At 67.7% G+C, this 20,460-nt stretch carries 19 protein-coding genes; 1 reads left to right on the top strand and 18 read right to left on the bottom strand.

The genetic code is table 11. The annotated features are described in order from the left end of the window. Positions 1-25: 25 nt before the first annotated feature. The 15 genes from J2X46_RS16185 to J2X46_RS16115 all read right to left on the bottom strand — a co-directional run bounded on the left by J2X46_RS16185 (position 26) and on the right by J2X46_RS16115 (position 14,740). Positions 26-718 carry an ABC transporter ATP-binding protein gene (locus J2X46_RS16185; protein WP_310252337.1) on the bottom strand — a complete coding sequence of 231 codons (693 nt, stop codon included), beginning with the start codon at positions 716-718 and terminating at the stop codon, positions 26-28. Next, a complete protein-coding gene (locus tag J2X46_RS16180; protein WP_310252335.1) occupies positions 715-1,416 on the bottom strand; it encodes an ATP-binding cassette domain-containing protein in 702 nt (233 codons plus the stop codon). The genes J2X46_RS16185 and J2X46_RS16180 overlap by 4 nt, the downstream gene beginning before the upstream one ends. After that, on the bottom strand, positions 1,413-2,435 hold the full coding sequence (locus tag J2X46_RS16175) for a branched-chain amino acid ABC transporter permease (protein ID WP_310252333.1): 1,023 nt from the start codon (positions 2,433-2,435) through the stop codon (positions 1,413-1,415). Before J2X46_RS16175 ends, J2X46_RS16180 begins: the two co-directional genes overlap by 4 nt. A gap of 2 nt (positions 2,436-2,437) precedes the next feature. After that, positions 2,438-3,277, bottom strand: a complete 840-nt coding sequence (locus tag J2X46_RS16170) for a branched-chain amino acid ABC transporter permease (RefSeq protein ID WP_310252331.1) — start codon at positions 3,275-3,277, stop codon at positions 2,438-2,440. A 102-nt stretch (positions 3,278-3,379) separates the two neighbouring features. After that, complete coding sequence (locus tag J2X46_RS16165; protein ID WP_310252329.1) at positions 3,380-4,606, bottom strand: ABC transporter substrate-binding protein; 1,227 nt, start codon at positions 4,604-4,606, stop codon at positions 3,380-3,382. 202 nt (positions 4,607-4,808) lie between these two features. Further along, complete coding sequence (locus J2X46_RS16160) at positions 4,809-5,705, bottom strand: EamA family transporter (protein WP_310252327.1); 897 nt, start codon at positions 5,703-5,705, stop codon at positions 4,809-4,811. A gap of 65 nt (positions 5,706-5,770) precedes the next feature. Then, positions 5,771-6,541 carry an enoyl-CoA hydratase-related protein gene (locus J2X46_RS16155; protein WP_310252325.1) on the bottom strand — a complete coding sequence of 257 codons (771 nt, stop codon included), beginning with the start codon at positions 6,539-6,541 and terminating at the stop codon, positions 5,771-5,773. Positions 6,542-6,636: 95 nt separating this feature from the next. Then, positions 6,637-7,467, bottom strand: a complete 831-nt coding sequence (gene menB / locus J2X46_RS16150; protein ID WP_310252323.1) for a 1,4-dihydroxy-2-naphthoyl-CoA synthase — start codon at positions 7,465-7,467, stop codon at positions 6,637-6,639. Between the two features lie 38 nt (positions 7,468-7,505). Then, positions 7,506-8,267 carry an SDR family NAD(P)-dependent oxidoreductase gene (locus tag J2X46_RS16145; RefSeq protein ID WP_310252320.1) on the bottom strand — a complete coding sequence of 254 codons (762 nt, stop codon included), beginning with the start codon at positions 8,265-8,267 and terminating at the stop codon, positions 7,506-7,508. A 38-nt stretch (positions 8,268-8,305) separates the two neighbouring features. After that, positions 8,306-9,253: a hydroxymethylglutaryl-CoA lyase gene (locus J2X46_RS16140; protein ID WP_310252318.1), complete on the bottom strand. Its 948-nt coding sequence runs from the start codon at positions 9,251-9,253 to the stop codon at positions 8,306-8,308. Then, the gene (locus J2X46_RS16135) at positions 9,250-10,410 is read right to left on the bottom strand and encodes an acetyl-CoA hydrolase/transferase C-terminal domain-containing protein (RefSeq protein WP_310252316.1); all 1,161 of its coding nucleotides are present in this window, start codon (positions 10,408-10,410) and stop codon (positions 9,250-9,252) included. Before J2X46_RS16135 ends, J2X46_RS16140 begins: the two co-directional genes overlap by 4 nt. Positions 10,411-10,506: 96 nt before the next feature. Continuing rightward, positions 10,507-11,688 carry a thiolase family protein gene (locus tag J2X46_RS16130; RefSeq protein ID WP_310252314.1) on the bottom strand — a complete coding sequence of 394 codons (1,182 nt, stop codon included), beginning with the start codon at positions 11,686-11,688 and terminating at the stop codon, positions 10,507-10,509. Next, a complete protein-coding gene (locus J2X46_RS16125) occupies positions 11,688-12,446 on the bottom strand; it encodes an SDR family oxidoreductase (protein WP_310252313.1) in 759 nt (252 codons plus the stop codon). Before J2X46_RS16125 ends, J2X46_RS16130 begins: the two co-directional genes overlap by 1 nt. A 1-nt stretch (position 12,447) precedes the next feature. Continuing rightward, positions 12,448-13,614 (bottom strand): acyl-CoA dehydrogenase family protein, encoded by a 1,167-nt coding sequence (locus J2X46_RS16120; RefSeq protein ID WP_310252312.1) that lies wholly within the window; start codon positions 13,612-13,614, stop codon positions 12,448-12,450. 85 nt (positions 13,615-13,699) lie between these two features. Then, on the bottom strand, positions 13,700-14,740 hold the full coding sequence (locus J2X46_RS16115) for an acyl-CoA dehydrogenase family protein (protein ID WP_310252310.1): 1,041 nt from the start codon (positions 14,738-14,740) through the stop codon (positions 13,700-13,702). A gap of 60 nt (positions 14,741-14,800) precedes the next feature. On the opposite strand from J2X46_RS16115, the gene J2X46_RS16110 reads away from it, so the two are divergent. After that, a complete protein-coding gene (locus J2X46_RS16110; RefSeq protein WP_310252308.1) occupies positions 14,801-15,583 on the top strand; it encodes an FCD domain-containing protein in 783 nt (260 codons plus the stop codon). Positions 15,584-15,599: 16 nt separating this feature from the next. Here J2X46_RS16110 and J2X46_RS16105 read toward each other — a convergent pair whose 3' ends face one another. Genes J2X46_RS16105 through J2X46_RS16095 form a run of 3 tightly spaced genes read right to left on the bottom strand, consistent with a single transcriptional unit; the run spans position 15,600 to position 20,409 of the window. After that, on the bottom strand, positions 15,600-17,534 hold the full coding sequence (locus J2X46_RS16105) for an AMP-binding protein (RefSeq protein ID WP_310252307.1): 1,935 nt from the start codon (positions 17,532-17,534) through the stop codon (positions 15,600-15,602). Next, positions 17,531-18,727 carry an acyl-CoA dehydrogenase family protein gene (locus tag J2X46_RS16100; protein ID WP_310252305.1) on the bottom strand — a complete coding sequence of 399 codons (1,197 nt, stop codon included), beginning with the start codon at positions 18,725-18,727 and terminating at the stop codon, positions 17,531-17,533. Before J2X46_RS16100 ends, J2X46_RS16105 begins: the two co-directional genes overlap by 4 nt. Next, positions 18,727-20,409 carry an AMP-binding protein gene (locus J2X46_RS16095; RefSeq protein WP_310252304.1) on the bottom strand — a complete coding sequence of 561 codons (1,683 nt, stop codon included), beginning with the start codon at positions 20,407-20,409 and terminating at the stop codon, positions 18,727-18,729. The genes J2X46_RS16100 and J2X46_RS16095 overlap by 1 nt, the downstream gene beginning before the upstream one ends. Between the last annotated feature and the right edge of the window lie 51 nt (positions 20,410-20,460).

Here is a 20,460-nt window from a genome sequence, read left to right as displayed (position 1 = left end):
CACACCGGGTCGACCGGCACGGGTCTCAGAGGGCGATGAGCTCCTGGACTGCCCGGTCCGCGAGCTGCGAGACCGGCCCCTCCCCCACCACCTGGCCCGATCTGAGGGCGATGTAGCGGTCGGCGACCTTCTGGATCATGCCGATGTGCTGCTCCACGAGGAGGAGCGCGGCCCCGCGGGACTGGATCTCCTTGAGCGCCTCGACGATCGCGTCGATGATCACGGGTGCCAGACCTTCGGTGGGCTCGTCGAGCATCAGCAGAGCCGGCTCGCTCATCAGCGAGCGTGCGATGGCCAGCATCTGCTGCTCACCACCACTCAGCGATGTGCCCGGCCTGCCCTTGGCCCTGGCGAGGTTGGGGAACAGGTCGTAGACGGCTGCCAGGCTCCAGCTGCCCTTCCGGCCCGAGGCACGGCCGAGCTCGATGTTCTCCTCGACCGTGAGGTTGCCGAATATCCGCTTGCCCTGCGGAACCAGCGAGACGCCGCGCGACGTCGGCACGTGCGAGCGCCCCTTGAGAAGGGTGCCGGCCACGTAGATCTCGCCGGTGACCTGAGGGACACCGTAGACGGAGAGCAGGGTCGTGGACTTGCCCGCACCGTTGCGCCCGACGAGTCCCACGGTCTCGCCCTCGTCGATCGCGAACGAGACGTCCTGGAGGATCGTGGCGCCCGCGTAGGACGCGGAGACGTTGCGGAACTCGAGGATGGTGCTCATGCGGCGCTCCCCAGGTAGGCGCGGACGACGTCGGGATTGGTGCGCACCTCGGCAGGTGTACCGCTGGCGATGACCTTGCCGAGGTCCAGCACCGTGATCACGTCGCACGTCCGGAACACGCCTTCCACGTCGTGCTCGACCAGCATCGCGGCGACGTCACGCTCGGTGCAGAGTGCTCGCACGTGCTCGAGCATCTTGACCGACTCGTCGGCCACGAGCCCTGCGCACGGCTCGTCGAGGAGCACGACCCTCGGCCGGCCGATCAGCGCAATGGCGAGATCGACGGAGCGCTGCGTGCCGTAGGCGATCTCCGAGCACACCTGGTCGGCGACTTCGTCGAGGCCAAGGGTGGCGACGATCTCGTCCAGGTCGGGCTCGTCGTTCTTACGCGCAACCATCTCCAGCTGGGTGCGCACGGTCATTGACCCGAAGACGCTCGTGCGCTGGAAGGACCGGGCGACGCCGTTGCCTCGCCTCCATCGTGCGCTGCGACGGGTGATGTCGTCACCGTCCAGCGACACCGTCCCGGACGAGGGGCGCCGGCGCCCGGAGAGCGCGTCGATGAACGTCGACTTGCCGGCGCCGTTGGGGCCGATCACTCCGTGCACGACTCCCGGCTCGAGTGCGATGTCGACGTCGGTGAGCGCGGCGATCGCGCCGTACCTCACCGTGAGGCCCTTGCCTTCGAAGATGGTCATCGCCGCACCTTTCGGTAGATCCGCTGGACGGCGCCGGTGAGACCACCGGGCATGAAGATCAGCACGGCGATGAGCGCCATCCCGGTGAACATGTGGAGGTTGCCGCCGAAGTTCAGGTGGGCCTGGGCCCACACGAACAGCCCGGTGCCGACCAGCGGCCCTGCCACGCTCGCGGTGCCGCCGATGAGGACGGCGATGAGGGAGTCTCCTGCTCGGGTGAAGCCGAGGATGTCCGGCGAGATGTAGGCAGCGTTGATCGCGAAGAGTGCACCACCCAGGGACGCGACGGCACCGCTGAGCACGAACGCAGCCAGCCGGGGGCGGAACGTGTTGTAGCCGGAGAAGCGCATGCGCTCCTCGTTCTCGCGGATTCCTTCGAGCACGATGCCGAATCGGGACCGGCCAACCAGCCACAACCCGAGGGTGCAGACCATGAGGCTCACCCACACGATGGGCCAGAAGAGCCCGGGGTTCTGGATGTCGGCCGGAGTGAGCCCGAGGAAAGTCGAGTCGAAGGGCATGTTGATGAGCAGACCGTCGTGTGCTCCGGTGATCGGTCGGAACGACGTCTGGAGTGCGAGCTGGGACAGGGCCTGGGACAGCGCGAGCGTCAGCATGAGGAACCCCATGCCCGATGCCCGGACGACGAGCACCCCCATCAGCAGTGCCAGCAGCGTGCCCACGACGACCGCGAAGCCGACCGCCGCGGTGAGGCTCAGCTCCCACCGATTCACCCCGATGCCGACGCTGTAGGCGGCTCCACCGAAGAACGCGGTGTGGCCCAGGCTGATGAGTCCGAGGTGCCGTGCAAGGAATGCGATGCCGACACCGAGCAACGCCATGAGACCGGCTTCGAGGAAGAGGCTCATCGTGAAGGTGTCCTTCACGACGAAGGGAACAGCCAGGCCCAGCAGCAGCACGGCGATACCGAAGCCCAGCCCGACCAGCGTCCACCTGGGCTTCCGGCGCGCCTGGGCCGGGGCGATTGCGGCCGGCGCCGCATCGGGAATGGTGCTCACGCTCACGACACCCTCTTTCCGGCGAGACCCTGGGGCCGCCACAGCAACACGATGACCAGGGCGAGATAGGGCACGACGACCGCTACGGGCGGCGACCAGACAGTCGTGATGGTCTGGATCGTGCCGAGCCCCATCCCGGCCAGCATGGCGCCGCCGATGCTGCCGATGCCGCCGACCACGACGACGATCAGGACGATGATGAGGAAGGCGTTGCCCATGTTGGGGTCGAGGGACACGTACGGGGCGGCCAGGGTTCCGGCGAGACCGGCGAGGGCAGCGCCGAGGCTCACGACGATCAGGCTGACCCGGTCGACGTCGATGCCCATGATTCCGGCGGTCTCGATGTCCTGGCTGGCTGCCCGGATGTGCAGTCCTGTGCGCGTGTTCCTGAGCCAGAGGACGAGGCTGGCGGCCATCACGAGAGCGACGACGATGATGCCGAGCCTGTAGGTCGGGTAGTCAACGCCGAGCAGCGACGTCGTGCCGGCCAGGGCCGCTGGCGGATCGACGCTCAGGGTCCGCTCACCCCAGATCACGATCACCAGTCGCTCCGTGATCATCGCCAGTCCGAACGTGATGAGGCCGAGCTCGATGTGGGACCGGTTCTGCAGCGGCCGGAAGAACACCAGCTCCAGGACCACACCGATGACAGCCAGCGCCAACGGCACCAACAAGATGGCAACCCAGAAGTTGAACCGGTCGGACAGCGAGTAGGCCAGGTAGGCGCCGGACATGTACAGCGCACCGTGGGCGAAGTTGGTCACGCCCCGCAGTCCGTAGATCATGGCCAGCCCCGAGCTGAGCACCATCAGTAGTGATCCCAGCGCGATGCCGTTGAGCACTTGTGCAGCGTTCACGGCGGTCCTCCTCCGGACGTCAGTGGTCTGGTGCGGTGAAACGGACGGGCCGCCGCGGGATGGTCCCGAGCGGCGGCCCGTCCTCGATCACATGGAGCAGTCGGGGTTGGCCTCAGGCGTGGTGACGTCGGCCCCGGACCCGGTGATGATGTTGAACGCGAGGTCGTCGCCCTTGCCCTCGACCTGACCGAGGTAGGAGTTGCGCAGGAGCTGGTGGTCAGCGCCTCGCATGGTGACCTCTCCCTCGATGCTGTCGAACGTCAGGTCGTTGAGGGCCTCGGCAACAGCATCCGGCTCGATGCTCCCGGCCTCCCGGATGCCGGCGAACAGTGTCTCCGCCGCGAGGAAGTTGTCAGCTGCGACGTAGTAGGGCGTGGTGCCGTACTCCTCGGTCCACGCCTCCTTGAAGGCCGTGTTGAGCTCGTTGTCGCCGCTGGGGTCGTAGCCCACGTTGTTGTAGAAGCCGGCGATGCCGTCTCCCAGGACCGGGAAGAGCGGCTCGGACACCATGTTGAAGCCGAGCACGGTCTTCACCTGCGCCGGAAGGTTGAACTGAGTGGCCTGCTTGACGAAGGCGACCCCGTCAGCCCCGTACTCCACCGCGAACACCGCGTCGGCTCCGCTGTCCTTGATCTTCGTGATGTAGGACCCGAAGTCGGTGGTGTTGAGCGGGGCGAACTGGGTGGAGACGACCTCCTTGCCCTCGGCCTCGGCCGCCGCGGTGAACTTGTCCGCGGCCGTGTGGCCGGTGGCGTAGTCGACCGCCATGATCGCCCACTTGTCGCCCTCCATCTCCGAGATGGAGTCGGCCAGGGCGTTGATGTCCATGGCCGTCGACTGGACGACGTGGAACGCGTTGGGGACGCACTGCTCCCCGATGAGGGCGTCGTCCTTGCCGAGCCCGTTGAAGTCGAGTGCACCCATGCCGGCGAGCTGGGCGTTGAGTGCCGCGTGCTCGGGCGAGGTCATGATCGCGCCGAAGAACTTCGCGCCGTCCTGGCTGACCGCTTCCTTGGCGACGCGGATGGTGGTGGCCGGGTCGGCATCGGTGCCCTTCTCGATGATCTCGACCATGTGGCCGTCGACTCCGCCGTCCGCGTTCACCATCTTGGCGGCGAGCTTCCACGCGTTGGCGGCGTCGGTGCCGAACTGGGCCAGGGCACCGCTGGTCGGCGGGATCAGTGCGACCTTGATGGGCGCGTCGTCCGCGCTCCCCCCGTCCGCCGAGCCGTCGCTGGTACTCGCCGATCCGCAGGCAGCGAGCGTGGTCCCCATGGCAAGTGCGACCGCAGCGGCCGCGAGTCTGGTCTTCAATGCAATCCCCTACTCAGGACAGGTCCCCGGCGGGTCCGGGATGTGATGCGTGGCACAGATTGTGGTCTGATAGTTGGATCAAAAACGACCCTCATGTGAGGGGTTCGCCTCCCCCCAACGAGTGATGCTGATCACAGCCGATCAGTGATGGGCCGTCCGAGCCAGAGGCCGGGCCATCAGTGCCTGTCGACATCCCCAGTCGCTAGACGGGGTGCTCGGCCACCGCGTCGTCGACGGCGGTGGGTGAGCTGGTGGCACGGTTCTCGGCGGTCACGATCACCACGACGGCAGCGACCACGACAGCGCCGCCGACGGACACGGCCACGGTGATCGGTTCGCCGAGCACGAGCCACCCGAGGAGAACAGCGACCACGGGGTTGACGTAGGCGTGCGTTGCGGTAAGCGAGAGGGGGACGTGCGTGAGCAACCAGGCGAAGGCGAGGAAGCCCACGATCGAGCAGGCCACCACGAGGTACGCAAGCCCGAACCAGCCTCGCGCGGTGTAGTCGGTGCTCAGGTGCTCACCCGACGCGACCGCGAGCGACGCGCTACACAGGGCTGCGATGAGCTGTTGATAGGCGGCGATCGCGAAGATGTCGTCCGGCAGGCTCAACCTGCCCTGCAACCAGGCACCGATCGTCCAGGCGATGCTCGACCCCAGACACAGGACGACGCCGACCACAGGTAGCGCGCCACCCATGCCGCGCCCGAGCGCCACCAGCAGGACCAGTCCCGAGAATCCCACTGCCACGCCGACGACGGTCGCGCTGCTTGGCCGGTCGCCGGTGCAGGCACGAAGAATGACCGCCCAGGCCGGAACACTTGCCACGATCAGTGCGGCCACACCTGAGGGCAGGCCCTCGACCTGCGCAAGAGCCTGGAACCCGTTGCCGAGCCCGAGCAGGAGGACTCCGGTCACGACCAGTCCCACGAGCTGTAGCCGCGTGACCTTCAGACCACGCCAACCTCGTCGCACCAGCACGACGATGCTGAGGATCGTTCCCGCGAGCAGGAACCTCTGTGCCATCGCCTGGAACGGGTCGACCTCCTCGACCACCAGCCGGATGGCCAGGTAGACCGAACCCCAGAGCACCCACACTGCAGCGAGGCATGCGGCGACAGTCGCCCGACTGGTGCCTGGCGCCAGCGCGGGCATCCGAGGCCCTAGGCGAAGCGGGGCTGCCGCTTGGCGACGAAGGCGGCGATGCCCTCTGCGGCTTCGCCGTCCTCGAAGAGCCCCTGCTCCTGCTGCGCCTCGAACGCCATGCCGTCGACGAGCGACATCTCCGCTGCGGCGTCCACGCTGCGTACGACGGCGAGCTGGGCTGGCAGGGACGGACCGACCAGCTCGTCGGCGAGTGCGAGCGCGCCATCGAGCGCGTCACCCTCGACGAGGCGGTCGACGAGACCGATCTCGAGTGCCTCAGCCGCTCCGACCTGCCGGGCCGTGAGCATGATGTCGAGGGCGCGGCTGCGACCCACGAGCCTCGGGAGCCGCTGTGTTCCGCCGGCACCCGGAATGAGGCCGATCTTCACCTCGGGCAGTCCGAGCTTGGCCGATGGCCCCGCCACTCTCAGCGTGCAGGCCATCGCCAGCTCGAGCCCACCCCCGAGGGCGAGCCCGTCGACGGCGGCAACCGAGAGCCAGGGCGAAGCGGCCAGGCGGTCGTTCACTGCGCGCATCGCCCCGCCGTAGGCCAGGAACGAATCCGCGTCGATGGTCGAGAGGTGTTTGATGTCCGCGCCCGCTGCGAAGAAGCCCGTGATCGCTGATGAGATCACCATGACCTTCACGTCCCCCGCCGCCGCGGCGGCGTCAATGGCCTCGTCCAGCCCCTCGAGCAACGGGATTCCCAGCGCATTCGCGGGTGGGCGTTCCATCGTGACGACAACGACTCCTGACGAATGCGTGCGCCAGGTGACGACCTCGGACATGACTCTCCTCTCAACCGGATGTGCCCGACCGTAACGACGTTGCGCGAGCGGTCAACCGCGGTCGCACCCGCACAGTGGAGGAACCTCCTGCGAGCTCAGGGGCGACGCGGAAAACGGTCGAACTCGGGGGTGCGCTTGGCCTTGAAAGCCTCGCGGCCCTCCTGTGCTTCGTCCTGACCGTAGAACAGCAGGTTGGTCTCGTGGGCGAGCTGCTGGATGCCTGCGTAGCCGTCCTCGTGCGCGTGGAAACTGAGCTTCGACAGGTGCAGTGCCCACGGCGAGAGTGCGAGCATCTCGCGGCACCAGCGCAGCGTCTCGGCCTCGAGATCAGCGAGAGGCACGACGGTGTTGATCAGGCCCATGTCCATAGCCTGCTGTGCGTCGTACTGCCGGCACATGAACCAGATCTCCTTGGCCTTCTTGGGGCCGACGAGGTCGGACAGGATGCTTGAGCCGTAGCCGCCGTCGAACGACCCCACCTTGGGGCCTACCTGCCCGAAGCGCGCGTTGTCTGCAGCAATGGTGAGGTCGCAGACCAGGTGGAGGACGTGGCCGCCACCGATGGCCCAGCCCGCCACCATCGCAACGATGGGCTTCGGGCATCGGCGCATGGCGACGTGCAGGTCGGTGACGTGGAAGCGACCGGTCGCCTTCTCGTCGAGCTTGTAGCCGCTGTCGCCGCGCACCCGCTGGTCGCCGCCCGAGCAGAACGCCTTGTCGCCCGCGCCGGTCAGGATGATCACGCCGACGGATTCGTCCTCACGCGCCAGGGTCAGTGCCTGGCCGACCTCGACGAGCGTCTGCGGCCGGAAGGCGTTGTGCACCTCCGGCCGGTTGATCGTGATCTTCGCGATCCCGTCCTCGGTCGTGGAGTAGAGGATGTCCTCCCACTCACCGTGCTCCTGCCACACGCTCGTCTCAGTCATGGCACGCATGCTGTCACTTGGCACGAATCAGGACTCACTCAGGCCATGGTGAGGCCGCCGCTGACCGACAGCGTCTGCCCTGTCACGAAACCGGCGCCGTCGGAGGCGAAGAACGCGACTGCCGGACCGATGTCCGCGGGCGTCCCGAGTCGCTTCATCGGCACGGCGTTGGTCATGCCGGCGATCACCTTCTCGGCGTCACCGCCGCCAGCACCGTCGGCGAACTTGCGAAGTGCAGGGGTGTCGGTCGGGCCGGGGCAGACGGTGTTGGCGGTGACACCCTTGCGTGCGACCTCACGCGCCAGGGTCTTGGTGAACGCGATGATGCCGCCCTTCGCACCGGAGTAGACGGCCTCCATCGACGAACCCACCCGACCCGCGTCGGAGCCGATGTTGACGACCCGGCCGAAGCCACGCTCCATCATGCCGGGGACCACGGCGTGAATCACGCGGAGCGCTCCCTTGTAGTTGATGTCGAGGATGCGGTCCCAGAACTCCTCGGTGGTCTTCACGAACGGCATGAAGTCGTCCCAACCCGCGTTGTTCACGACGACCTCGATCGGGCCAAGCTCGCGCTCGATGGTCGCTACGGCCGCGTTCACCGACTCGGTGGACGTCACGTCGATCTCGACGGCGATCGCCTCACCGCCGGCCGCACTGATCTCCTTGGCGGTCTCCTCGGCCACGGCGAGGTTCAGGTCGGCGACCGCGACGCGGAAGCCCTCCTGCCCCAGCGTGGTGGCGATGCCCTTGCCGATGCCCTGGGCACCACCGGTGACGATGGCGACGCGGTTGCTCATGTTGTGTCCCTACTTCTCGATGTGACTGGAGTGGTTGGTCAGACGGCCGGCTGCCAAATGACTGGCCCGGCGACGATGGAGTGGCTGGTCAGCTTGCGCCCGAGGACCCCCTGGGCCTCGCGTGCAGCGTCGATGACCGCCTCGAGATCGAGCCCGGTCTCAACGCCCATCTCGTGGAACATGCTCACCAGGTCCTCGGTGGCGATGTTGCCCGTGGAGCCCTTCGGCACAGGGCAGCCGCCGAGCTCACCGAAGCTGGACTCGAAGCTGTTGCAGCCAGCCTCGAGCGCGGCGTATGCGTTCGCCAGTCCCTGGCCGCGCGTGTTGTGGAAGTGAGCCGTGACCTCGATGCCGGGAAGGCGCTCGATCGCTGCTGCGAAGAAGCGCGAGGAGTACGCCGGGTTGCACATGCCGGTCGTGTCGCCGAACCCGATCTCGGTGGCGCCCGCCTCGGCGAACTGCTCGGCCAGGTCCAGCACACGATCCATCGGCACCTTGCCCTCGAAGGGGCACCCGAAGGACGTCGCGATGACGGCGCAGAAGGTGAGGTCCTCGGCAACGATGCGCTTCCCCATGACCGCGACGTCGGCCATGGTCTCCTCGACCGTGCGGTTGATGTTGCGCTTGTTGTGGGTCTGGCTCGCCGACACGAAGAGGGTTGCCTCCTCGAACAGCTCGCGTACGTGCAGCGCGTTGTCCAGACCCCGGCTGTTGGGGATCAGGACCATGCGGGCCACATCCATCGGAACCTGGATCTGACGCAGGACGTTGACCCCGTCCGAGAGCTGCGGGATCACGTCAGGCCGCACGAAGCTCGCCACCTCGATCCGCTTGAACCCCGCCCTTCCGAGCGCGTTGATGAGTCGGACCTTCTCGTCCGTCGGGATGGTCTCCGGCTCGTTCTGGAAGCCGTCTCGAGGACCGACCTCACGGATGTGGACCCTTCGGGCGTCGTGGTCGACCGCGTTGGGGAACGTCTGGCTCATGATGTCTCCTGTTCGGCGAGGGCCCTCTCGAGCTCCTCGCGGTGTTCGGGGGCAGCGACCTCGACCAAGCGCAGAGCGCGCTCGGCCACGGTGCACCCTGTGAGCATGGCGACGCCGTGCTCGGTCACCACCGCATCGACGTCCACCCGAGCGGTGGTGACCACTCCGCTGCGAAGCGCCGGCACGATCGTCGACTCGGCGCGCTCGCCCGACCCGTTGGTCGAGCGAAGGGCGATGATCGAACGGCTCCCGGTCAACGACGCCGCTCGGCTGAAGTCGACCTGTCCGCCCACCGCGCCGATGTGGACTCCTCGGGCCAGCTCGGCGCCGACCTGTCCGAGCAGGTCCACCTCGATGGCCGAGTTCACCGACACGAGCGAGCGCAGCTGGGAAAGGACCATCGGCGAGTGCGTGTAGCTGGCCCCTCGGAAGTCGACGGCGAGGTCGGGGAGGCGCGCATAGCCCTGGGCACTGCACAGAGCGGCTCCGGTCACGGCCGTTCCCACGTCGATCTCCTTGCGCGACCCGGTCATCACGCCCTTCTCCACCAAGGCCAGCACGCCGTCGGTGATCATCCCGCTGTGGAACCCCAGGTCCTTGTGGCCCGACAGCGAATCCAGCACCGCTGCCGGCAGGCTCCCGACGCCGATCTGAATGGTGGCGCCGTCGTCGATGATCGACGCCACGTGGTCAGCGATGCTCAGGTCGACGCTGTCCGGAAGCCGTGACGGGGCCTCGCGAAGGGGACGGCTCGTGTGGACGACCGCCGCGAAGGCGGAAAGCGGCAGTCGCGGACCCCCACGCGTCACTGGCATCTGGTCGTTGACCTCGGCGATGAGGGTGCGCGTGAACGGGATGGCGTCGGCGACGTACTCGACACCGATCCCGAGGGTCACCATTCCATCGCCGTCGGGCGGCGACACCTGAAGAAGCCCGACGTCGTTGGGCAGGGCTCCGGTGGCGAACATGCGCGGGATCGCCGAGTAGTGGCACGGCACCACGTCGAGCCGACCATGGCGGCTCAGCTGTCGGAGCTGCCCCAACCCGCCGTAGGAAAGCACGGTGAGACCGTCCGGCAGGTCGCCGGACAGACGCTCATTCCAGGTCAGGCCCGAGAACGCGCGGATCGGACCGACCCGGTCGACGGCGTCGAGCACCTGGTTGACCAGCGCTTCGGGCTCAGCACTTCCCTGGCCCCACCAGACGCCGTCACCCGGGCGCAGGAAGTCTCCGACGTCGAACACGGCAGGACCTCAGACCCTCTGCACGATCGTCGCCGTGCCGAGGCCACCCCCGCAGCACATGGTCACGAGCCCGATCTCGACGTCGCGCCGCTCCATCTCGGCGAGCAGTGTCGCGAAGAGCCTGCTGCCCGAAGCGCCTACGGGATGACCGAGCGCGATGGCTCCGCCGTTGACGTTGACCCGGTCCATGTCTGGCTTGAGCTCGCGCTCCCAGGCGAGGACCACCGAGCTGAAGGCCTCGTTAACCTCGACGAGGTCGATGTCGTCCATCGTCATGCCGGTGCGCTCGAGGAGCTTGCGGGTCGCCGGGATGGGGCCGGTCAGCATGATGTCCGGGTCCACACCGACCGTGGTCTGGTCGAGGATGCGTGCGCGGCGAGTCAAGCCGTGTGCCTCGATTGCAGCGTCAGACGCGACGAGGACCCCGGCGGCGCCGTCCGTCAGCGGCGAGGAGCTCCCGGCCGTGACGTGGCCACCCTCGGATCTGAACACCGGCTTCAGCGCCGCAAGGCTCTCGGCCGTCGTACCGGGGCGGATGCCCTGGTCACTGTCACGACGCTCACCGTCGAGGTCGAGAGGGATCATCTCCCGATCGAAGCGGCCGGCCTCGACCGCGGCGGCAGCGAGAACGTGGGAACGGGCGGCGAACTCGTCCATCTCGCGACGGCCGATGCCCCACTGGTCGGCGATCCGTTCGGCGCTCTCGCCCATCGTCGGGAAGTCGTAGAGCTCGCGCAGCTCGGCGGGCCACGCCGCGCCGTAGAGCTTCTCGACCTCGACGACCGCCGTCATCGGGATCCGGCCCATGTTCTCCACACCGCCGGCCAGCACGACATCGTGGGTGCCGGACGCCACCAGCGCCGCCGCCATCTCGACCGCGGTCTGCGCGGATCCGCAGCGACGGTCGAGCACGGTGGCGGGGATCTCAGGCGGGTATCCCGCCTGAAGCCAGGCGTTGCGAGCCACGTTGCGCGACTGCTCGCCGAAGGGTGCCGTGCAGCCGACCACGAGGTCCTCGACGTCGTTCGGACTGATCGACGTCGCCTGCAGGAGCGCGCGGTAGACGTGGCCGAGCATCTCGTTGGGGTGGACGTCGCGGTACCACCCCTTCTCCGGGTGCGCCTTGCCCATCGGCGTACGCAGCGCCTCGACGATCCACGCCTCCCGGCCGGTCCCACCGAAGACGCCCATCAGATGACCGTCCCTCCGTCGACCGCGAGCACCTGTCCCGTGATGTAGGACGCCGCGTCCGAGGCGAAGAACACGAAGGTGGCCGCGATCTCCTCGGGGTCTGCCCAACGCCCGAGCGGGATGCGGGCGAGAGTCATCTCCGCGAGCTTCTCGTTGCTCCGGATGTTCTCGGTCATGTTCGTCGCCGCCAGGGGCGCGACGGCGTTCACCGTGACCTGCTTGCGCGCCAGCTCCTTCGCGAGCGACTTCGTGAGTCCGATGACGCCTGCCTTGGCGGCGCCATAGTTGACCTGACCGATGGTGCCGACCAGACCGGCAGCCGAGGTGACGTTGATGATCCGGCCCGACCCGTCCTGCGCCAGGAAGGGCAGCGCCGCCTGGCTGACGGTGAAGGTGCCGCCGAGGTGTACCCCGACCACGAACTCGAATGCCTCGGGCGTCATCTTCGAGAACATCGCAGGCGAGATCGCGCCTGCGTTGTTCACGACGATGTGGAGCGTGCCGCCGGCGAGGTCGGCCGCCTGGCTCGCCGCCTGGGCCGCGGCATCTGAGTCCCGGACATCCAGCGCCGCTGACGCTGCGACCCCACCGGCCGCGGTGATCCCCTCGGCCACCGCAGCAGCCGCGTCCTTGTCGAGGTCGGTCACCATGACCGAAGCGCCCGCGCGCGCGTAGGCACGAGCCACCGCGGCCCCGATCCCGTTGCCAGCGCCGGTCACGAGCGCAGCGCGGCCCCCGAGGGCGAAGGCGTCGGCCATCTCAGTAGCTCCTCGGCATGCCGAGAACGTGCGAGCCAAGGAAGTTGAGCACCATCTCCTGGCTGATCGGCGCGATGCGGGTCAGTCGCGCCTCCCGGAAGTAGCGGGCGACGTGGTACTCCTCGGAGTAGCCCATCCCACCGTGCGTCTGCAGCGCGCGGTCGGCCGCGTCGAAACCGGCGTCGGCGCAGAGGTACTTGGCCATGTTGGCCTCACGCGCGCACGGCAGGCCCTGGTCGTAGAGCCACGTGGCGCGTCGCAGAACGAGCTCAGCTGCGTCGAGCCGCGCCAGCGAGTCCGCAAGAGGGAACTGGATGCCCTGGTTCATGCCGATCGGCCGGCCGAACACCTCGCGCTCGTTGCCGTAGCGAACCGCTCGACGCAGCGCTGCGCGACCGATGCCGAGCGCCTCGGCGGCGACCAGGCACCGCTCGGGATTGAGGCCGTCGAGGATGTACTTGAACCCCTGGCCCTCCTCACCCACGCGGTGTTCCTCGGGGATGCGGAGATCGTCGATGAACAGCTCGTTGGAGGTCACCGCGTTTCGACCCATCTTCCTGATGGGCCTGATGTCGACGTGATCCCGATCGAGGTCGGTGAAGAAGAGCGTGAGGCCGTCGGTCTTCTTGGCCGAGTCCTCGTACTTGGCAGTGCGAGTGAGCAGAAGGATCTTCTCGGACTCGACGGCCTTCGAGATCCACACCTTCTTGCCGTTCACGACGTAGTCGGTGCCGTCGCGCTTGGCGAACGTCGTGATGCGGGTGGTGTCCAGCCCGGCGCCCGGCTCCGTCACGCCGAAGCAGACGTGCAGGTCACCCTTGGCGATGCGCGGCAGGTTCTCCTGCTTCATTGCGTTCGAGCCGTGCACGATCACCGGGTGCATGCCGAAGATGGACATGTGGATCGAGCTGGCGCCGTTCATCCCGGCTCCGGACGCGGCGACCTCCTCGAGCAGGAGAGCCGCCTCGGTGATCCCGAATCCGCTCCCGCCGTATTCCTCGGGGGTGGTGATTCCCAGCCAGCCCCCTTCGGCGAAGGCGTCGTAGAACTCGGTCGGGAACTCGTGGGCCTCGTCCTTCTCCATCCAGTACTGGTCGTCGAACTTTCCCGCGAGCTCCGCGACGGCGGAGCGAATGAGGGTCTGATCTTCCGAGAGCTCGAAGTCCACGGCGTTCCCTTCACTGTCATCCCTCGATTAGAGGGCTATTGGCTCGACTGTAACAAAAGGCCTGACCAAAAAACTAGCCAGTCACTCACCCCACGAGGGCGAGTCCTCGAGCGATGCGCTCGTTCCATTCAGCGGCCGTACCGGCGAGGTGCGCATCGAGCTGCGCCCTCTTGTAGAACAGGTGCAGGTCGTGCTCCCAGGTGTAGCCGATCGCTCCGTGCATCGTCAGGGCGGAGTCGGCCGCACGCGCGGCCGCCGCCGTCACCTGGGACTTGACAGCTGCGGCGTGCAACGACGCCTCCCCGAGACCGGCCTCGAGCGAGGCCGCCGCGTAGTAGACCGCACTGCGGCTCGCCTCCACGTCGACCTCGATCGTGGCCGCCGCGTGCTTCATGGCCTGGAACGACCCGATCGGGACGCCGAACTGGCGACGCTGGAGGCTGTAGCCGACAGCCAGCTCGAGCATCCGTTCCATGGCTCCGAGGGCGTCGGCAGCGAGCAGGACGGCGCACAGGTCGACGCTGCTGGCGATGGCTCGCTCGGCGTCCGCGTCCAGCTTTATCGACGAGGTGGCATCGAGTGTCAAGTCGGCGACGGTCCTCGTCCGGTCGAGGAGCTGCCTGTCGCTGCGGGAGACGCTGTCGTCGACCTCCACGCGCCGCAGCTCTAGACCTGCCTGGGTGCTCACGGCGACAACGAAGGCTGACACCTCGGAACCGGCTAGGACGCGCGGCACAGTGCCGGTGAGTGCACCGTCGGGTGAGACGTCGAGCTCGACGGGTGCCGGGGGTGCCTCGGCCGGGCACAGCCACGCGGCGGTCCGATCCGGCATCGCACCCAGGGCCGGAACTGCCAGCATCGTCGCGAGCCACGAGCTGTTCGGGGCGACAGCGCGGCCCAGCGCCTCAGCGGTCAGGGCGAGCTCGACCACCCCGCCACCTTGGCCACCGAGCTCCTCGGCGACGCCGACGCCGAGCCAGCCATCGGCGGCCATCCGGTCCGCGAAGGCACGGCGGTCGCCACCGTCGGACCACTCACGCACGCGGTCAAGGGGCGCGACGTCGGTCAGCCATTCGCGCAGTGTGTCCCGATATGCCTCTTGCTCCTCGGCGAGCTTCCACTCCATTGCTGAGCCTTTCGACTGATAGTTTAGGTATGACCAAATACCTCAGGATTGCGGGGAACCATGTCTGAGCAGGCTCACTCGGATTCCGGGACGCTGCGCGTCCCGGTGCAGCTCGCCCCCATGCAGGTTCCCAAGGCCTCGGACGTCCTGGCTGACGACCTCCGCGAGCGCATCCTGAGGAGCGAGTTTCCCGAGGGCACGGCGCTCCCGCCCGAGCGGGAGCTGGTGACGCAGACGGGAATGAGCCGGACCACGGTCCGCGAGGCGCTGCGCATCCTCGAGGTCCAGGGCCTCGTCCGCATCAAGACGGGGCGTGCCGGTGGGGCCTTCGTGCAGAAGCCGGGCGAGGAGTCGATCGCGAGCACGGTCAGCCTGCTGATCCGTGGACGCAAGATCCGGATGGCGTCGCTGCTCGACACGCGCGAGGCCATCGAACCCGCATGCGCCCAGCTGGCCGCGGTCCATCGCCAGGACGCTGACATCGAGGCCCTGGACCGTGCCAACGAGGCCATCGCCGCCGATGGTTCCTTGTCCGACTTCCTGCAGGCCAACGTCGATTGGCACGTAGCAGTCGCCGTCGCGAGCCACAACGAGCTCCTCAACGGCTTCATGCTCGCGCTGTCGCGAGCGATCTACACCTCCACCGACAACCAGGGCTTCGTCGACGCCGAGGTCCGCCGCACGACCGTCCAGGCACACAAGAGCATCACCGAGGCCATCAAGGCCCAGGATGCGGCCGCCGCCGTGCGACGCATGCAGCGCCATGTCCATGCCTACGCCGAGGCCGTCAAGGAGGTCGACGTCCGAACCTCCATCGACGTCGACACCGACACCGACGACTGACCAGCTCACCGAGACCTCACCGGAGTCCCTTCACCTGGAGGCGGATCTCCTCCACGGCCTGCGGGTTCTCGGCACCGCTCAGGTCACCGGGGTCTGCGTCGAGGACGGCAGCCCTGATCGCTCGACGCAGGATCTTCGCGGAGCGGGTCTTGGGGAGGTGTGCCACCCGGACGACCTGGCTGGGCGCGAACGGCTTGCCGACCTCCGACGCGACGCGAGCGCGGACGCGATCCGCCACCACAGGGGCGTCCTCATCGCCGCGACCCACGTAGAACACCCAGACAGCCTCGCCCTTGGTCGGATCGGGAATCCCCACCACGGCGGACTCCGCCACCGCGTCGTCGACGGCGACTACTGACTCGATCTCGGCAGGGGCGACCCGCTTTCCAGCCACGTTCATGACGTCGTCCGACCGCCCCAGGATGAACCAGTTGCCCTCGGCGTCGACCAGCGCGTAGTCACCGTGCCTCCAGAGTCCCGGGAACGTCGACCAGTAGGACTCGAGGTAGCGCGATCCTTGCTCGTCGTCGTTCCAGATGCCTCGAGTCATGGCCGGCCAGGGCTGACGGCACACGAGCTCACCGATCTCACCACGGATGGGAAGTGCCGCGTCGTCGACGACGTCGACGTCCATCCCCAGTGCAGGTCCACCGAGCGAACAACTGGCGATCTCCTCGACGGGATACGGGCACAGGAAGGAGCCGCCGACCTCGGTGCCGCCCGAGAAGTTGATGATCGGGACGCGCCCGTCGAAGACGTCGCGCGCCAGCCACTCGTAGGACTCCGGGTCCCAGGGTTCTCCGGTCGAGCCGATGATCCGCACCGACGACAGGTCCCCGGCCGCCGTGGCGCCCGCAGAACGAAGTGTGCGCGCCAGGGTGGGGCTCACGCCCAGCATCGTGATCCGGTGCCGCTCGACGAGCTGCCACAGCCGTGTGGCGTCGGGCATGTCCGGAGAGCCTTCGTAGAGAAGGAGCGTCCCGCCCGTGCCGTGTGTGCCGAGGATCGACAGGGGTCCCATGATCCAGCCCATGTCGGTGATCCAGCAGAACGTCCGGCCCGGCCCCATCTCGAAGCCGTAGGCCACTTCGCAGGCGGTCTTGGTGACGAAGCCGGCGTGGGTGTGGACAGCGCCTTTGGGCTTGCCTGTGGTGCCGGATGTGTACGCCAGCAGCAGGACGTCCGAGGCACTGGTCGGCTCCACCACCGGATCGGGCTCTCCCGCCAGCATCGTCTCCCACGCCACCTCACCCGGAGCGAGCTGCCCGCGCTCGCCGACGTTGTCGATCACGACGACGGTCTCCACCGAAGGGCACGAGGCCAGCGCCTCGCGCAGCTGGGGCAGCATCGGCGTCTTGCGACTACGGCGCACTGTGCCGTCCGCCGTGATCACCGCCTTGGTTCCGGCGTCCTGGATGCGCGAGGCGATCGCACCCGGAGCGAAGCCGGAGAAGAGTGGGACCAGCATCGCCCCGATGCTGGCGACGGCGTACACGGCAGTGACGGCGTCGACCGTCATCGGGACGTAGAGAGCGACTGCGTCACCCTTGCCCACGCCCAGAGCGCGCAACCCACGGCGCAGCCGGGCCACCTGGTCGGCAAGCTCAGCGTATGTCACCGTCCGGGTCGTGCCGTCTTCCGACTCGTGCACGACCGCCGCCTGGTCGGGAGTGCGCTGGACCCACTTGCCCAAGCAAGCATCCGCGACGTTGAGCCCGCCTCCGACGAACCACCGGGGGTGCTCGATGCCCCGCGAGACATCGACGACGTCCGAGTACGGGGTGTGAAACGGGATCTCTAGATGGGTCACGACCGCGTCCCAAAAGGCTCCGATGTCCGCGACAGATGCAGCGCGCAGCGCATCCACGTCGTCCACCTCGAACCGCTCCATCAGCCGGGTGATGTTGGCGTAGGCGAGGTAGTCCTCACCAGGTTTCCACACATACGTCATGACGTGCTCCCCCGCGGCATGCCGAGGATCCGCTCGGCGACGATGTTGCGCTGGATGAAGGTCGACCCTCCGGCGATGGCCGTCCCGCGCGACTGGTTGGCCAGCCGGAGCCAGGCAGCTGTCTCCGAGAGCTCGTCGTCGAGGTCGAAGAGCCCTCCTAGCGGCTCCAGCGACAGCCTGAAGTCGGCGAGGTCCTCGACGAGGGGACAGAAGTAGAGCTTGCCGATCGAGGTCACCGGACCGGGCGGCCCACCCGCGTCCGCTCCAGTGATCACGCGCATGGAGATCGCCCGATGGACGAGCGCACGTGACCACAGGTCAGCGACCTGCTGGCGGACATGTGGATCAGCGCCGAGCGGGCGGCCAGTGGCATCCTTGCGCGATCGGATGTCACCGATGATGTCGCGAACTGCCTTGGTGGTATTGACCCGGCCGGTCGCGATGGCGACGCGCTCGAAGCCGAGCGTGCCCATCGCCACCTTCCATCCGCCGTCGACATCCCCCACCACTGCGCTGTCGGGCACGAACACGTCGTCGAGGAAGACCTCGTTGAACTCTGCCTCGCCGAGCATGTGGCGCAGTGGTCGCACCGTGATGCCTTCGCTGTCCATCGGCAGGAGGAAGAACGTGATCCCGTGGTGTCTCGCCTTCTCGGGATCGTCGCCGCCCGTGCGCGCCAGCAGAATCGCGTGCGCGGCGATCTGGGCCCTGCTCGTCCAGATCTTCTGTCCGGTCACGCGGTAGCCGCCTTCGACCTTGGTCGCCTTCGTGCGCAGCGAGGCGAGATCGGACCCCGAGTCAGGCTCGGAGAAGAGCTGGCACCAGATCTCGTCACCCGTGAGGATCGGGCGCAGGAGCTTGTCCTTCTGCTCGGGCGTTCCGTAGTGCGCGATGGTCGGGCCGCAGAAGTCCTCGCCGATGATGTTGAGTCGCTCCGGCGCTCCGGCGCGGTCGCACTCCTCCGAGAACACGGCGCGCAACCGCTCGTCGAGGCCTTGGCCCCCGTAGTCCTGCGACCACGTGAGTCCGGCATAGCCGGCGTCGAAGAGGTGCCGCTGCCACTCCTGCCAGAAGGGGACCCGCTCGACCATGTCGTCAGGCTGCGGCCAGGCGAGTGATGGGAGCGTCTTCTCCAGCCACTCCCTGACCTTCGTGCGGAACTCGGCCTCGTCGGGTGCGTCGTGGAGATCCACTACACCGTCACCTCCGCCGGCTCGGATCCCGCGAGCTTGCGAGCGATGTCGGCGCGCAGCACATGCTTCTGGATCTTGCCGGTGGCCGTCGTGGGGAGGGACTCGACCACCTCGAGGCGCTCAGGCACCTTCTGGATGGCCAACCCTTCACCGAGAAGGTAGTCGCGGACCTCGTCGAGCGTGAGGGCGGCATGACCGGAGGAGGGGACGAGGTACGCGCAGACCTTCTCGCCCATGCGCTCGTCCGGCATCCCCACGACCGCGATCTCGCCGACCGCTTTGTGGGCGGTGAGCAGGTCCTCGACCTGACGGACGGAGATGTTGAGACCGCCCCGGATCACGATGTCCTTCAGGCGCCCGGTGACCCGGACATAGCCATCCTCGTCCATGGTTCCGAGGTCGCCGGACCTGTGGAACCCGTCAGCCGTGTAGTTGGCGGCGGTCTCCTGCGGCTGGCCGATGTACTCCAGGCAGTTCATCGCGCCGCGGTAGGCGATGTCGCCCTCGCCTCCCCTGGGCACCTCTAGCCCGTCGAGGTCGACGATCCGCACCTCCTGGAGCGGGAGCGCGCTGCCGTCCGAGGTGACCGAGCGTTCAGGATCGTCCTCGAGGGTGCACATCGTGGTGGTGATGTTCTCGGTGCGGCCGTACAGGCTGAGTACCTGCATGTCCGGGAACGCGGCGCGTGCGTTTCTCACGAAGCTCGCGGGGATCGGTGCGCCCGCAGAGGTCCAGAACCGCATCGTGCTCGCGTCGTGGACCGCCGGGTCGTAGACGTTGAGCACCATCTGGAGGAACGTCGTCGCACTGACGCAGCCGGTGCAACCGAACTTCGCAATCCGCTCAAGCCCTTCCCTCGGCTCCCACTGCTCCATCAGGTGCGAGGCTGCGCCGTGGATGAGGGGCAGGATGAAGCTGGTCACGAGGCCGGTGGTGTGGGTCACGGGCGATGGGCCGAACTGCACGTCGTCCGAGGTGTACGCCCACCCCTTCCCGAGCAGTCGCGCTCCGCATGCCATCGTGTTGAACGTGTGCAGGCAGCCTTTCGGTCGCGAGGTCGTTCCGGAGCTGAAGACGATGACGAACGAGTCGTCAGGGCCCGCGCCGGACCCGATCTCCTGCTCGGCGGCACTCGGCCCGTCGCCGTCCTCGAGCGCGACGGGTATGTCGCCGAAGGAGGTCGCGCCCGACGGCACGGTCTCGCCGCGTACGACGATGACCTCGCGCAGATCGGTGCCGACGCGGAGGTCGAGGAACATCTGCGCGTGGTCGAAGCCGCGGTAGGTATCAGTCGTGAAGGCGACCTTCACGCCGGCGGCCGCGAGGATGTAGCCGACCTCGTCGCGGCGGTAGATCGGCATGATCGGGACGATCACGGCGCCGATGCGCGCCAGCGCGGCGGAGATGACGAAGAACTCGGTCCAGCTCGGGATCTGCACGGCGACACGGTCTCCCTGCGTGACGCCCCGTCGTACCAGGCCCAGGGCGAGAGCGAGCGCGCGGTCGTGGAGCTCGCGATAGGTGATCGAGGTCGTCGAGTCGGTCCCGAACACCTTGTCTGGCTGCTGCGCGTACTGATCGCGCACGGCGTCGAACAGCGTCTGGTCCTGCCACAGGCCCTGCTCGTAGTAGCGGACGATCTCCTCGTCGCCGTAGCGGTCGCGCACCGTGGCGAGGGCCATCGGGTTCCTCCTCGTGGCAGTGGTCACTTTCGGTACTGACGTTACAATGGT

Source organism: Nocardioides sp. BE266 (assembly GCF_031457855.1).
Lineage (GTDB): Bacteria > Actinomycetota > Actinomycetes > Propionibacteriales > Nocardioidaceae > Nocardioides.
The sequence above is the reverse complement of the archived record's forward strand: the minus strand, read 5'-3'. Positions and strand labels throughout refer to the sequence as shown.